The following is a 13,930-nucleotide window of genomic DNA, read 5'->3' on the forward strand; positions in this document are numbered from 1 at the left end:
CACCAGGCACTTCAAACTGCCAAAAAAACTCTACTTTTCGTACTCACCCACAGCGATCTTGCGCCGCAGGATTTTGCCTACCGGAGACTTCGGGAGCCCACTCACAAACACATACTCGCGTGGCCTCTTGAAATCCGGCAAACTGGATTCGCGACAATATTTGTCCAGCGCCGCCGCATCTGCCTTGCCTTTAAGCTTTACAAACGCCGCCACTCTCTGGCCCCAGCGTTCATCGGGCAGCCCCACCACCGCCACCTCATCGACCGCGGGGTGCAAAGACAGCAAGCTTTCTATATCAGTCGGTGAAATATTTTCGCCGCCACTGATAATCATGTCATCGATCCGGCCGGTAACGAACAAATCGCCCTGCTGATCGAAATAGCCAAGGTCCCCCGTAAAATACCACCCTCCACATAACGATTTCGCATCCGCGTCAGGCCGCTTCCAGTACCCTTCGAATGCTTCATCGCCCTGCAGATCGGCGACGATCTGTCCTTCCTCCCCTACCTCAGCCAGGTCATCGCCACTTTCGGCGCCCAGATGCACGACGCGGATACGCTGATTGATACCTGACTTTCCCGCACTGCCTGGCTTGCCGGGCGCGTTGGGTTCAATCGTGCAGGTATAAACCTCCGACGAGCCGTAATGATTGACGAACAATTCCGGTTTGAATATGGCATCGAGCCGCTTTAACAAGCCATCATTCATTGACGCACCGGCAAAGCCCAATTTACGCACTGACGATATATCTGTCCGCTCCAGATTCGGATGTCCTATCATGTCGTGATACAGCGTGGGCACCAGATACAGATTCGTGATGCGCTCAGAATCGATTGCGGCCAGCACCAGGGCCGGATCGAATTTATGTATGCAAACAAAACGGCCATTCAACAGTGCCATGGAAAGCAGGGATCGTATGCCCATCGTATGGTAGAGCGGCATCACTCCCAGAGTACGCTCGCCACGGCGATATAAATTTTGCGCGACGTGGGCCAATGCCGCAGCACGCTCGTGACGATGGCGACGTGGAACCCCTTTGGGCTTTCCGGTCGTACCGGAGGTGAACAACATCAAAGACCAATCGTCAGCATCGGCGTTAAGCAATTGCTGTGTCGGCCCGGCTTGCAATAAAGCCTCAAATGATTGCGTGCCGCCTGGCGCAGCCTGAACCGCAACACGCGGCAGGCGCTGCGCAACGGCCGATTCAGAAACCGCTTGCGCCGACACATCCTGAAAGACAAGCAGGCTGGCTTGAGAGTCGGTAGCACAATAATCTATTTCTTCAGGCGTGGCACGCCAATTAAGCGGTGTCATGACAGCGCCCAGAAACTGGCAAGCCCAGTGCAAGGTCGCCATTTCCCAACTATTTTGCAACACCGTCAACAAATGATCGCCATGACGCAGCCCCATATCGTACAGGCCACCTGCGACACTGCTTACACGCTCAAACCACTGGGCGTAGGTCAAGCGCAAGTCTCCGTCCACGATGGCAATCTGGTCGGGGCATCTTTCTACCGATGCCACGAAGCTGCGGCCTAAATCAAGCATGTTTCACCTTCTCTTTGGCGTTTTCCAGACGTTGCGCGGCGACATCCAGCACCGCATCGACAATAGTGGCGTAGCCTGTGCAGCGACACAAATGCCCAGACAGCATTTCGCGCACTTGATCACGGGTCGGCATACTGACGCGGCCAAGGTAATCGCTACAAGACATCAAAATTCCAGCAGTGCAGTAACCGCACTGCAACGCATGATGACGCTTGAATGCCTGCTGCAAATCGTTGAGATCGTCCGGGCAGCCCTGGTTCAAACCCTCCACCGTCTCGATATTGCAGCCTTCAGCTTGCACCGCCAGCTGCAGGCAGGAACGCATCGCTATGCCATCTATTCGAACCGTACAGGCGCCGCAAACGCCATGCTCGCAGCCTACATGAGTGCCCGTGGCGCCCAGTTCGTGCCGGAGAAAATCCGACAGCAACATGCGCGACTCGGCGCGAGCGCTACGCGCCACTCCGTTCAGCGTCAGCGTAATTGAATGCTCGATATTTTTATCGTAGCGTTTCATTCCTGGCCTCGATAATTAATTTTCGCCCCAGATGGCGCACGAGATGGCGGCGATACTCAGCGCTGGCATGGGTATCGTGCTGTGCTTGAAGCTCCCACGCAAAATCATTCAAGGCCGCGTCCATATCCGACACAGACAACAATGGCCATGTCTTACGCACAGGCCGATCCGCAACACCTCCTACGGCCAGCGTAATCCGGGTATCGGTTACAGCTACTGCCAACGCCGCAATCGCGAAGTCGCCGTGGCGCATAGCCACCTCTTCAAAGGCGTAGCGACTCTCTTTTCCACCCAATGGAAAACGCACCTCTTCCACGAACTCTCCAGGCTGAATTGCCGTCATTAGCATGCCCACAAAAAAGTCTTCCGCTTTCAATACGCGACGGCCACTTCGGGCGCGCAGCACAACCTCGCCGCCAAGGGCGACCAGGCACAGCGGCAATTCAGCGCTGGGATCGGCATGCGCAACCGAACCGCATACCGTGCCGCGATTACGAATCTGAAAATGCGATATCGACGGAAACACCCTCTTTAACAGCGGCACTTCTCGCGCCAGATCCGGGCGCCATTCAACACTCGCCTGAGTCGCCGCAGCGCCGACGGCCAGATGACCGTCCTTGATCCGGGAATAATCGAGATCAACACATCGGGATATATCGACAAGAACTTTCGGCTGCGCCAGACGGAAATTAAGCATCGCCATCAACGATTGCCCGCCTGCCAGAATTCTGGCGTCCTGGCCATACTGCGCAAGCATGTCGGTAATTTCATCGGCGTGATCGATGCGGATATAGTCCAAGGCTGCCGGCTTCATTTGGCCACCCCCAAGAACCTTAGCAAGCGCCGCCATAAGGATAGCGGCAAGGCTGCCACCTCGCCCGCCGCCTGCCGCCCAAGCCGTTCGAACATTTGCCGCAAAATAATCTTGGCCGCTCCTTGCAGCATGCGGCCACCCACCGCCGCCACCTTGCCGCTGACGGACACGGCGTAGTCGTAACTTAAGCGTGTACCCCCGGCAATGGATTCGAGACGAACGCGGCCGGAGCCCTGAGCCGAGCCCAAGGAACTGATGCCGCTGCCTCCCAACGATAATTCGTGCGGCGGCTTCAAATCGCTTAACTGAATTTGCGCCGCGTAGCGGGCCTTGACCAATCCGATGCCAATGGTCACATCGGCACGATAGCGGTTGTCGCCGACTCGCGTAAGCGCATGACATCCGGGTATGACTTTGGCCAGGGCATCAGGATCAAGCAGCACTGCATAAACCTGCTCTGGCGTGGCGGCCAGATCAATCGAACCCGCCATATTGAGCGTCGATCCGCCCTCGTCCGGCTTCAACAGCGGCACGGCGCTTGTCGGGCCGGGCGCGGGATCGCTCATATTCAATAAGGCATGCACTTTGGAAGGTGTTACGGGGAGAACAATATCTGCGACGCCCAACGCATCGGCAATCGCATTGGCAATGCAAACAGGCGTACTCATGTTATTGCCTTCTCCCAGGCCCTTCGCCCCCAAAGGCGTAAACGGCGACAAAGTCTCCATATGAAGAATCACAGGCTCGGGCACTTCACACGCCGTAGGCACCAGATAGTCGGCAAAAGTTCCAGAAAGAAAGCTGCCATCGCTCCCATACGCAAACTCTTCCATCAGGGCCGCACCAAGCCCCTGTGCAAAACCGCCACGTATTTGCCCATCGGCCAGCGCCGTGTTCAGAATCTTCCCGGCATCATGAGACGTCACGTAGCGATCAATACGAATTTTCCCCGTTGCGGGATCGATTTCTACCGCACAGATATCAAATACAAAGCCATAAGCAGCAGAGCTGTTGATTACATCGTTTTCGTCTGGCTCGGCCAGTTGCGGGGGCGACCAAAACACCGTTTCCCGCAGCCCTGAGGTCAGGCCCGGCGGCAAATTTCCAGGCGACCAATGCGTAGCCCCGGCAACACGATGAAAGCGTAATTTCTGCTCTGGATTGTCACGCGCATATATCCTCCCTTGCGAAAACATGATCTGCTCGGGCTGTGCATTCAGCAGGTCGGCAGCAATGATGGCCAGTTTTTCGCGTATGTTGACAGCAGCCAGATGGACGCTTCCCGCCACAGCGCCGGCAAAACGGCTGGAATAATTTCCAGCCGCAATGGACCACGCGTCCTTTTGCGTATCGAGCTCGGTATTGACGACAATGTCGCTGGGCGCCAATCCCAAAACATCGGCCACCACTTGCGCGGCCACTGTCCGATGTCCCTGCCCCTGCGGCACCGAATCGATAATTACGCTAACACTGCCCAGCGCATCTACGCTGACTGTCGCACTGGCATTGGCACCATTTTTCGGGCCCGCCTTGGCGCGCTCACCGGCCGTCAGCACAGTGGTGATATAGCCCATATTGGAAATCGACGGCTCGACAATGGCGGCGTAACCAATGCCGTACAAACGCCCTTGCGCGCGCGCCTCGTCGCGCCGTACCCGCAACTCAGCCAATCCGCCCTGCTCTTGCGCCAAGTCAATCGCTTTCTGATAGTCTCCCGAATCAAGCAGCGCCCCCGCAGGCGCCCGGTAGGGGAAAGCGTCAGCTGCAATCAGATTACGCCGGATCACCGTTAGAGGATCAAGGTTCAACTCCACGGCAATGCGCTGCATCAGGCGTTCAAGCGCGAAATACATTTGCGGGCCACCAAAGCCACGCACCAGCCCCGAGGGCATCTTATTGGTCAATACGACGCGATTGCGCACCTCGAGGTTCTGGACCTTATAGGCACCGGTCAATATGCCATGCATGCGATACAAGGTTGCCGGCTCCGGCGCGCGCAGATAAGCGCCGCAATCGTCAAGTTGGTGGTAGCGCAATGCCGTGATTTGCCCATCGGACTGCACTGCAGCTTCGATGGTCGTAACCCGGCTTGGCGAGCAAGCTGATCCCTGCAAATGCTCCAGCCTATCCTCGACCCATTTCACCGGCGCACCGGCTTTGCGCGACGCCAGACACAACAAGGCAATATAGGTCGCCACGGCCTGCTTGACGCCAAAGCTGCCGCCCGAATCACGTACGGCGCGAAGCCGCAATCGAGCACCCGACACGTTAAGTGCGCGCGCTAACACCGGGTGCAGTGCGAAAGGCCCCTGAAAGTTCGATAAAACATCATAGCCTTCATTACCGGCCAGATATTCCGCCACCACCACAAAACATTCAATGGGGGTACAGGAATTACGCGGATAGCGCACCTTGAGCGAAACGCTATGCGGTGCCGCTGCGAATGCCGCAGAGGGATCTCCATAACAGAAATGCCGATCACTGACGACATTGGAGCCGACAGCAGGATGAAGGACGGGTGCATCAGCGCGAGTCGCCTCTTCGGAATCCACCACAACAGGCAGCTGCTTATACTCGACCTTGATCAAATCAAGCGCATCCTCGGCCAGATAGCGATTCTCCGCCATGACCACGGCGACCGGCTCACCAACATAGCGCGCCCGCTCAACAGCCATGGGCCAATGCTCCATCGGCTGCTTGACACCCACGGCAAAGGGAGACGACCACTGTTTGACGTCGATACCTGTCAGTACTGCCCGCACGCCAGCCAGATCAAGCGCTGCAGAGGCGTCAATCGACAGGATCTCGGCGTGCCCATACGGAGAACGCAAAATGGCGGCGTACAGGGTACCGGGCTTGACGCCCATATCGTCCGCAAACGAACCACGCCCGGAAAGCAGGGCAGCATCCTCCACTCGGGCCAGCGGGCGACCAATATAGGGCAATTGATCAGCTTCCGCAGGCATTGAACGATCGCTTGTCGATACCAAAGAAGACTGATTCAAGTAGCGGGCCTCATTGCATAAACTTATGTAATGATTTTATACAGACTGCCCGGCAAAGCGATTACCCAATAGTGCGTGAATTTACCCTTGAGTCTCTTTTTTCGATGGCTTGTGGAAGAGGTTCACTGGGGTTCCACGCAACCCCCGTCTGATATTGGCTGGCTTGCCTAGCAAAATTGCTGAATCTCGGACATGTTCCTCACGTCAGATTCAGTCCGCCATCGGAGAGCAGGATTTCACCTGTGAGGTATTCCGAGGCGATCAGCATTGCGACAGCTTGGGCAATGTCGTCCGGGCTGGCGGCCCGGCGCATCGGCGCACGCTCTTTCCAAAGCTGTTGCGCCTGCGTCCATCCTGCCGTAAGAGGTGTGTCTACTAGGCCTGGGGCAACGGCGTTCACGCGAATATCCGGTGCCAGCGACAGCGCGAGCAGACGGGTGACGTGGTTCAACGCCGCCTTGGTTGCGGCATACGGGATCGAGGCCCCCTTGGGACGAATGCCGGCATGAGAGCTGACGTTGACAACACAGCCAGGGCGGCCTCGACGCGCTGCTTCGCGTAGCGCAGATTCTGCCTCCGCCACCAGGCGGAACGGGGCCACGACATTGACCTCGTGCAGCTCCTGCCAGATTGCCGGCGTCGCAGCGGCGAGATCCGAATGAGGAATCACGCGGCTGATCCCCGCGTTGTTGACGAGCACATCGAGCCGCCCCCAGGCCGCAACTGCTTCCCGAACAAGCATTGCTCTATCAGCATCATGAGCCAGGTCGGCCTGTACATAGACCGCTGTCCCGAGTTCGTCCGCCAGATCGTGCCCCGCCTGCGCCGAACTGCGCGAGTGCAGGACAATCGCGTACCCCTCTCGCGAGAGCCGCCGCGCGATGGCGGCGCCGATACCAGAGGTCGAGCCCGTTACGAGGGCGACAGGGGAAGAGTTCTTCATGATTTGCCCTTACTCAATCCTTCGGCAATAACTGCGGGTTCCACGCGACCTCCCACAGATGGCCATCAGGGTCTTGAAAATAGCCCGCATAACCGCCCCAAAAAGTATCCTGAGCCGACTTTACGATCATCGCACCGGCATTCCTGGCCTGCTCCATGACAGTATCGACCTCCTCTCTGGACGAGACGTTATGTCCAAGCGCGAACTCGGTGACGCTTGGGCTACTTGGCGCAATGCCCGAATCGTGAGAAAGACTTTTGCGAGGCCAGATGGCCAGTTTCAGCCCTGCCTGCAGATCAAAAAACGCCACTGCACCGTGCTCGAACTCTTTGCCAACAATTCCTTTGGTCGCCAGGCCGAGGCCATCGCGATAGAACCGAAGCGATCGGTCCAGGTCGTCCACACCTATAGTGATCATAGTAATGCGAGGCTTCATGACATACCCCTTACAAGACAGTTCTAAATTGGCATAATAATAAAAGCAGATAAAAGCTAATAAAAGCAGATAAAAGCGATAGTTCGAAGATTGAAATCAAAACAGTCGGTAATCGGCTCCAAACAAAGCGGCTGACGTAGCAAAAATTGGTCAGAGGTGCTTGTAATAGAACGTCGTCGCGCAAAATCCGCCATCGGGCATCAGTGCATATTTGGGCACCGTTCCTGCTCTAAGCCAACCGGCCCGCTGGTAGAGCCGCTCGGCGTCGCCGCCGGTCACGGTGTCAAGCACAAGCACCGTCTTGCCTTCCTCGCGCGCCACGTCGTCGATAGCGTCCATCAAGCGCCGGGCGATGCCGCGGCGTCGGGCCTTGCGGTGCACCAACATCTTGGCGATATCGGCGCGATGTGGCTGGTTGTCGGGCTGCGACACTATCATCTGCACCGTGCCAAGAACTTCGCCGGCATGGTCTTCGGCGATGAGCAATACACGTTCGTTGCGTGCCACACCCTCGGCGACACTACGCCAAAACGCTACAGCTTTCTCGCGCGGGAGCGGCAGCATGAAGCTCACAGACGCGCCACCTTCAACGCAATCAATTAGTACATCTGAGAGAGCATCCACATAGCCAACGACCTCGCTGGCACGGACGCGCCGCACTCTTACATCCTCAAGCATGCAACTCTCCAAGTATTCATAAACCTCACGGACGAGCCATATGATAGCGTTTCAAAAATCGCCGTTCATCTTGCGCATAACCTTGTTTCTGATAAAAAAGATGAGCTTGCGGCCGATGATCCCCACTCGTCACCTCAGCCCTGACGCAGCCGCTTCGCCTGAAAAAATTGTCGGCTTCCAATACAAGCAGAGAACCTACGCCCTCGCCTCTCGAGGCCTCATCAACAACCAGGGACGTAATACGCCCCAAACGACCGTCTTGATGAAACATCTCTTGTACATGCAGACTTACAACGCCTTTTACCACCCCTTTGTCGTCGGCGACCAGCACCAAATCCGTGGCCTGTCCACTCAAGGCGAGCAGCTTGTGTTTGATCAAAGAGGGAGAAGCTTCATAACCAAGCTGGCGCATGAGCACAGATATCCGTTCTGAATCGTCCGGCTTGGCTTTTCTTACTTGCATCTAACTTCCCCTCATTGGTGTTCAGTGAAAGAGCAGCGCCCTCTTTCTCCTACAGATGTCTTGTCTCGGCTGGCGACACACCCCAGTTATTATTACCACCATCGGCAAATCAAACGGCACCGCAATGGCAACTTCCAATATAAGTTTTGATCATTGTGATTTCCAAAAATATTGCCGTCCGCAAAGGATATGGATTTCTACGGCCATATGGCAGCCACAAGGGCTGCCGCCACATATTGGCACCTCATCAAACCCGCCCCTGCACCATCATGCCAGCAGCGCCGACGGCCCGGGTGGGGCGGGCGAGCTTCGAGTCCGCCGCGTTCAGGGCCGGGTGCGGGGAGGCAAGGGCGCAACTGTTTGAGCGCCACGGGTGCGCACAGCATGCTGTGCGCGGCGCGAGTTTTGCGACCGCCCCGCACCCGGCCCTGAACGCGGGCAGTCCTGGCAAAGCCAGGACCGGACGAGGCGAGCGCCGACCTGCCCGGGCCGCCGGCGCTGCGACTCAAGAACGCGACACTCACGCCAGCACCCAACGCACCCAAAACCAAGAACCTTATTCGAACGCCGCCGCCGCCCGCCCAATCCGGTCGTTCACCGCCTGCCAAGCTCCGCCACGAGGCGGCCTCTCCAGCAATATCCGCGCATACCCGCCTTCATCCAGGCGCCGCAACAAGGCATACAAATCGCGTGCATAAACATCCGGATCCACAGAAGCCAAATGCCAATCCACCCGCGAATACCCCGAATCCTCGGGAACCTCAAACACCACAGCCGCCACCTTCCCGTCCCGCGAATCCAGCCGTTCCAGTTCCCGCATCAACGCCTCTTTCGGCAACAACAACAAAGGCGTGCGCGGCGCATAATGCGCCTTCAAAGAACCCGAAACGCGCGGCGCAGAGGCATCAGGGCGACCCATCTCACGCCCCAGCACCGCCGCAATCTGCTCAGAAGAAATATGCCCCGGGCGCAACAAAACCGGCCCCACGCCCCGATCCAGCCGCGACAAATCCACAATCGTCGACTCAATGCCAACTTCGGAGGATCCGCCCTCCAGTACAAACAGTTCAGCCTCGCTCAGTTCAGAAAACTCCGCACGCACATGCGCCGCCTGAGTCGACGAAACCTGGCCGAACTTATTGGCCGAAGGCCCCGCCACGCCGCCATGTCCATTGGGCTTCAAGGCCGCAAACTGACGCAGCAACGCTTGCGCTACAGGATGCGAAGGACAGCGCAAGCCCACACTATCCTGACCGCCGCTGACCGCGGCCGGTACATGATCGGCCCGCGGCAATATCAAGGTCAAAGGTCCCGGCCAGAAGGCCTCTATCAAGGCACGAGCCTCCGCGGGAATCGTCCTGGCCCAATAGCCCAGATCGGCCTCGGGCGATACATGGACAATAACCGGGTGACTGGACGGGCGCCCCTTGACCGCGTAAATCCGTGCAATCGCATCGGAATTCTCCGCGTCTCCCCCCAGGCCATAGACCGTTTCCGTCGGAAACGCGACCAGACCACCTGCCGCAAGGCGTTCCGCGGCCAAACGCAGCGCCTGGGCCATATCGGATTGACGTGACGGCGTCATAGCGAAAACGGCATATGAAGTGCGCCCGCCACCGCCGCCGCCGCGTCGCGGGCGGCCGAAAGCGTCGGTGCCACCAGATTGATGTGGCCCATTTTCCGTCCGCGCCGGGCCTCCTGCTTGCCATACAAATGCAATTTGGCATTGGGCGTGCGCAATACCGCGGACCAATCGGGCTCGCGCTTCTCGCCCGTGGCCGGATCAAACCAGACATCGCCCAAAATATTCAACATCAACGCCGGGCACAGGCTATCGGTGCTGCCCAGCGGCAAACCGGCCATCACACGAACCTGCTGCTCGAACTGACTGGTAACGCAGGCATCCATGGTGTAGTGGCCGCTATTGTGCGGGCGCGGCGCAATCTCATTGGCCACCAAAGCGCCATCTCGCAAAACAAAAAACTCCACGCACAACACGCCGTAATAGCCCAGGCCTTGTGCAATATTCAGCGCCGCTTGCCCGGCTTGCCGGTGCAAGGCGGCTTCAGCAGCCGAAAACTCGGTCGCCACGGTCGACACCGCCAGGATGCCATCATGATGTTCATTGCGAGCGCAGGGGTAGGTGACGGCCCGGCCATCGAACCCGCGGGCCAGCACCACCGAAAACTCAGACTCGAGCGGCATCAAGGCTTCCAGCACACAGGCGGCCCCGCCGAAAGAGTCAAAGGCTTCAAGCGCCTGCTCGCGGCTGGCGATACGCGCCTGCCCCTTTCCGTCATAGCCAAAACGGGCCGCCTTGAGTATGCCGGGAAACAAGGTTGAAGGCGCCCGCTCGATATCGTCGCGGCCATGTATAGCGGCATAAGGCGCAAGCGGCACGCCCATTTTGCCGATAAAGGCTTTCTCCAGAATGCGGTCCTGCACAATGGCGACGGCTTCGGCCGCCGGGCTGACCCGGGAATGCGCGGCGAGCTTTTGCAGGCTTAGCGCCGGCACATTCTCAAACTCGGTCGAAATCGCGGCGCAGCGCTCGGACAAACGGGCCAGTCCGGCCTGATCGTCATACGCCGTCTGAATATGCAGATCGGCCACGGCGCCCGCCGGGCACCGCTCAATAGGATCGAGCACCGCCACCTTGTAGCCCATGCTTTGCGCCGCCTGGCAAAACATGCGTCCCAGCTGTCCTCCGCCAATCATACCCAACCAGTTTCCCGGCGCTATAGGCAAAACAGGTGGAACCGCATTCGTAGCCATATTCTGAAAAATAAAAAAATAATGAAATTAAAAAAGCCGGCTGCTTTGGAGCCGGCCTATGCGCCGCCGTCTAAAACAGTCTGCGAAGAGAGCCCACCCTACATGGTGACATGCGGGGGAACCGCCATAGCTTGTGCCGCCTCGGTTTGGCGTGCGCGGAATTCCTGCAGCTTCCTGCGCAAGTCGACATCGGTCGTGGCCAGACAGGCAATGACATGCAAGGCTGCATTGGCGGCTCCCGCCTCGCCGATGGCAAAGGTGGCAACCGGTATGCCTTTGGGCATCTGTACGATGGACAGCAGGGAGTCCTGGCCTTGCAGATACTTGGAGGGGATGGGCACGCCAAACACCGGAACCGGCGTCAGGGCCGCCATCATGCCCGGCAAGTGCGCTGCGCCTCCGGCGCCGGCAATAATGGCGCGTAAACCACGCTCAGTCGCCCGCGCGCCGTACTCAACCATTTGATGCGGCATGCGGTGCGCCGAAACAACACGCATCTCGAGAGGCACGCCGAACTCTTCCAGCACGGCCACGGCGTGTTTCATGACATCCCAGTCACTGGACGAGCCCATGATGACACCGACCAGCGGGCCTCCGGATTCGGATTCGGTCGAAGAAGTCAAAGTAAACTCGGTCATAAGCACCCTCGCCTAAGTCGTCAAACGTGTCATGGCTTCGCGATATTTGGCCGCCGTTTTCTCCAGCACACTGGCCGGCAGGCGTGGAGCGGGCGGAGTTTTATCCCACACCTGGGTCTCGAGCCAATCGCGCACAAACTGCTTGTCGAACGACGGTGGACTCATGCCCGGCCGGTATTGCGCGGCGGGCCAGAAACGCGATGAATCCGGTGTAAGCACCTCATCCATCAAATGCAGTTGGCCTTGCGCATCGAGCCCGAATTCGAATTTGGTGTCGGCAATAATAATGCCTTTGCCGGCGGCGAACTCGGCCGCTTCAGAATAAAGCTTGAGGGTCACGTCGCGGATTTTTTCCGCCATGGCCAAGCCCACCTGACCCACCACGAAATCAAAATCCACATTCTCGTCATGCGTGCCGAATTCGGCCTTGGCCGCCGGCGTGAACAGCGGCGTAGGGAGCTTGCCGGCCTGTTGCAAACCTTCAGGCAGCACAATACCGCAAATCGATCCGTGCGCCTGATAGTCTTTCCAGCCCGAGCCGATAAGATAACCCCGGGCAACGGCCTCGACCAGTATGGGCTTGAGCCGCTTGACCACCATCGCGCGCCCGCGCACCTGATCACGCTCGTCCGCGGTGACCACGTCTTCGGGCGCAATGCCGGTCACATGCGTCGGCAGCACATGGCCCAGCTTTTTCAGCCAGAATTCGGTCAGCTCGGTCAGCACCTGACCCTTGCCCGGAATGGGATCGTCAAGAATAACGTCAAACGCCGAGATCCGGTCGCTGGCCACTATCAGTAGTTTATCGTCGCCCACCGCATACATATCGCGCACCTTGCCGCGCGCCAGCAAAGGCAACGATTTAATAGTCGATTGATGAAGTGCCTGCACCACGATCCGTCCTTGGAACAAAAACATTAGGCGTCTGGCTCGTGCCGAACGCCACCGATGGAAAAAGAACGCATCGAGCCAGCCTGACGCCGGCGGCGATGCATTTCTGCACAGCCGCGGCCGTTTACTGGACTTTCTGCGCCAATTGCCCCGCCGCGTACTGCTGCGCGATCTGCGACAGAGGTATGGGCTTGATCTTGCTGGCATGCCCGGCCGTGCCGAATTGTTCGTAGCGCTGCTTGCATACTTTTTTTGCCGCCTGGCGCGCGGGTTTCAGATAATCGCGCGGATCGAACTTGCCCGGATTTTCTGCCATGAAACGCCGGATTGCGCCGGTCATGGCCAAACGAATGTCGGTATCGATATTGACCTTGCGCACGCCGAACTTGATGGCCTCTTGAATTTCTTCGACCGGCACGCCGTAGGTTTCTTTCATGTCGCCGCCAAACTCGCGAATCTCGGCCAGCAGATCTTGCGGCACGCTGGAGCTGCCATGCATGACCAGATGCGTATTGGGCAAACGGCGGTGTATGTCCTTGATGCGTGATATCGACAAAATGTCGCCGGTAGGCTTGCGTGTGAATTTGTACGCGCCGTGGCTGGTACCGATGGCGATGGCCAGCGCGTCCAGCTGCGTGTGGCGTACAAAGTCGGCGGCCTGCTCGGGGTCGGTCAGCAATTGATCCATGGTCATGGAGCCGTCGGCGCCGTGGCCGTCTTCCTTGTCGCCCTTCATGGTTTCCAGTGACCCCAGGCAGCCCAGCTCGCCCTCGACGGTAACGCCCAGCTTGTGGGCCATTTCGACCACGCGGCGGGTCACGTCCTGGTTGTATTCGTAATCGGCAATGGTTTTACCGTCTTCTTTCAAAGACCCGTCCATCATGACGCTGGAAAAGCCCAGCTCAATCGCCCCCTTGCATATGGCGGGCGACTGGCCGTGGTCTTGATGCATGACAACCGGAATGTGCGGGAAGGATTCGACCGCCGCCTGGATCAGGTATTTCAGGAACCCTTCGCCCGCATATTTACGAGCACCGGCCGAGGCCTGCATGATGACCGGACTGTTGGTTTCATCGGCCGCTTCCATAATCGCTTGAACCTGCTCCAGGTTATTAACGTTGAAAGCCGGAATGCCATAGCCGTTTTCGGCCGCATGATCGAGCAACTGACGCATGGAAACTAAGGCCATGGCGAGATCTCCTGAATACAAGATGAATAGGGA

Annotated in this window: 13 protein-coding genes; all 13 read right to left on the minus strand. The window is 58.1% G+C overall.

Annotation, left to right across the window (positions count from 1 at the left end):
* Nucleotides 1-30 precede the first annotated feature (30 nt).
* Nucleotides 31-1,548 (minus strand): AMP-binding protein, encoded by a 1,518-nt coding sequence (locus EDC26_RS13185; RefSeq protein WP_132583349.1) that lies wholly within the window; start codon nt 1,546-1,548, stop codon nt 31-33.
* Nucleotides 1,541-2,065 (minus strand): (2Fe-2S)-binding protein, encoded by a 525-nt coding sequence (locus EDC26_RS13190; RefSeq protein WP_132583351.1) that lies wholly within the window; start codon nt 2,063-2,065, stop codon nt 1,541-1,543. Before EDC26_RS13190 ends, EDC26_RS13185 begins: the two co-directional genes overlap by 8 nt.
* The gene (locus tag EDC26_RS13195) at nt 2,049-2,879 is read right to left on the minus strand and encodes an FAD binding domain-containing protein (protein ID WP_132583353.1); all 831 of its coding nucleotides are present in this window, start codon (nt 2,877-2,879) and stop codon (nt 2,049-2,051) included. Before EDC26_RS13195 ends, EDC26_RS13190 begins: the two co-directional genes overlap by 17 nt.
* A complete protein-coding gene (locus EDC26_RS13200; RefSeq protein WP_132583355.1) occupies nt 2,876-5,845 on the minus strand; it encodes a xanthine dehydrogenase family protein molybdopterin-binding subunit in 2,970 nt (989 codons plus the stop codon). Before EDC26_RS13200 ends, EDC26_RS13195 begins: the two co-directional genes overlap by 4 nt.
* A 238-nt stretch (nt 5,846-6,083) precedes the next feature.
* Nucleotides 6,084-6,827, minus strand: a complete 744-nt coding sequence (locus EDC26_RS13205; RefSeq protein WP_132583357.1) for an SDR family NAD(P)-dependent oxidoreductase — start codon at nt 6,825-6,827, stop codon at nt 6,084-6,086.
* Nucleotides 6,828-6,840: 13 nt separating this feature from the next.
* Nucleotides 6,841-7,263, minus strand: a complete 423-nt coding sequence (locus EDC26_RS13210) for a VOC family protein (RefSeq protein WP_132583359.1) — start codon at nt 7,261-7,263, stop codon at nt 6,841-6,843.
* Between the two features lie 150 nt (nt 7,264-7,413).
* The gene (locus tag EDC26_RS13215; RefSeq protein WP_132583361.1) at nt 7,414-7,941 is read right to left on the minus strand and encodes a GNAT family N-acetyltransferase; all 528 of its coding nucleotides are present in this window, start codon (nt 7,939-7,941) and stop codon (nt 7,414-7,416) included.
* 25 nt (nt 7,942-7,966) lie between these two features.
* Nucleotides 7,967-8,404 (minus strand): GNAT family N-acetyltransferase, encoded by a 438-nt coding sequence (locus EDC26_RS13220; RefSeq protein WP_132583363.1) that lies wholly within the window; start codon nt 8,402-8,404, stop codon nt 7,967-7,969.
* Nucleotides 8,405-8,960: 556 nt separating this feature from the next.
* Complete coding sequence (locus EDC26_RS13225) at nt 8,961-9,989, minus strand: L-threonylcarbamoyladenylate synthase (RefSeq protein ID WP_132583365.1); 1,029 nt, start codon at nt 9,987-9,989, stop codon at nt 8,961-8,963.
* Nucleotides 9,986-11,179 (minus strand): 5-(carboxyamino)imidazole ribonucleotide synthase, encoded by a 1,194-nt coding sequence (locus tag EDC26_RS13230; RefSeq protein ID WP_132583367.1) that lies wholly within the window; start codon nt 11,177-11,179, stop codon nt 9,986-9,988. The genes EDC26_RS13225 and EDC26_RS13230 overlap by 4 nt, the downstream gene beginning before the upstream one ends.
* A gap of 98 nt (nt 11,180-11,277) precedes the next feature.
* Nucleotides 11,278-11,817 (minus strand): 5-(carboxyamino)imidazole ribonucleotide mutase, encoded by a 540-nt coding sequence (gene purE / locus EDC26_RS13235; protein ID WP_132583369.1) that lies wholly within the window; start codon nt 11,815-11,817, stop codon nt 11,278-11,280.
* 12 nt (nt 11,818-11,829) lie between these two features.
* Nucleotides 11,830-12,711, minus strand: a complete 882-nt coding sequence (locus EDC26_RS13240) for a phosphoribosylaminoimidazolesuccinocarboxamide synthase (RefSeq protein ID WP_132583371.1) — start codon at nt 12,709-12,711, stop codon at nt 11,830-11,832.
* A gap of 121 nt (nt 12,712-12,832) precedes the next feature.
* Entirely contained in the window at nt 12,833-13,897 is a 1,065-nt protein-coding gene (gene fba / locus EDC26_RS13245; protein ID WP_132583373.1) for a class II fructose-bisphosphate aldolase, read from the minus strand.
* Nucleotides 13,898-13,930 lie beyond the last annotated feature (33 nt).

The organism is Paralcaligenes ureilyticus (assembly GCF_004346225.1).
Taxonomy (GTDB): domain Bacteria; phylum Pseudomonadota; class Gammaproteobacteria; order Burkholderiales; family Burkholderiaceae_B; genus Paralcaligenes; species Paralcaligenes ureilyticus.

What these genes read in the sequence shown, in the direction of transcription:
- EDC26_RS13190 (WP_132583351.1), bottom strand. Translation starts at nt 2,065, where the DNA reads ATGAAACGCTACGATAAAAATATCGAGCATTCAATTACGCTGACGCTG.
- EDC26_RS13185 (WP_132583349.1), bottom strand. Translation starts at nt 1,548, where the DNA reads ATGCTTGATTTAGGCCGCAGCTTCGTGGCATCGGTAGAAAGATGCCCC.
- fba (WP_132583373.1), bottom strand. Translation starts at nt 13,897, where the DNA reads ATGGCCTTAGTTTCCATGCGTCAGTTGCTCGATCATGCGGCCGAAAAC.
- EDC26_RS13215 (WP_132583361.1), bottom strand. Translation starts at nt 7,941, where the DNA reads ATGCTTGAGGATGTAAGAGTGCGGCGCGTCCGTGCCAGCGAGGTCGTT.
- EDC26_RS13210 (WP_132583359.1), bottom strand. Translation starts at nt 7,263, where the DNA reads ATGAAGCCTCGCATTACTATGATCACTATAGGTGTGGACGACCTGGAC.
- EDC26_RS13205 (WP_132583357.1), bottom strand. Translation starts at nt 6,827, where the DNA reads ATGAAGAACTCTTCCCCTGTCGCCCTCGTAACGGGCTCGACCTCTGGT.
- purE (WP_132583369.1), bottom strand. Translation starts at nt 11,817, where the DNA reads ATGACCGAGTTTACTTTGACTTCTTCGACCGAATCCGAATCCGGAGGC.
- EDC26_RS13225 (WP_132583365.1), bottom strand. Translation starts at nt 9,989, where the DNA reads ATGACGCCGTCACGTCAATCCGATATGGCCCAGGCGCTGCGTTTGGCC.
- EDC26_RS13230 (WP_132583367.1), bottom strand. Translation starts at nt 11,179, where the DNA reads ATGGCTACGAATGCGGTTCCACCTGTTTTGCCTATAGCGCCGGGAAAC.
- EDC26_RS13220 (WP_132583363.1), bottom strand. Translation starts at nt 8,404, where the DNA reads ATGCAAGTAAGAAAAGCCAAGCCGGACGATTCAGAACGGATATCTGTG.
- EDC26_RS13195 (WP_132583353.1), bottom strand. Translation starts at nt 2,879, where the DNA reads ATGAAGCCGGCAGCCTTGGACTATATCCGCATCGATCACGCCGATGAA.
- EDC26_RS13200 (WP_132583355.1), bottom strand. Translation starts at nt 5,845, where the DNA reads ATGCCTGCGGAAGCTGATCAATTGCCCTATATTGGTCGCCCGCTGGCC.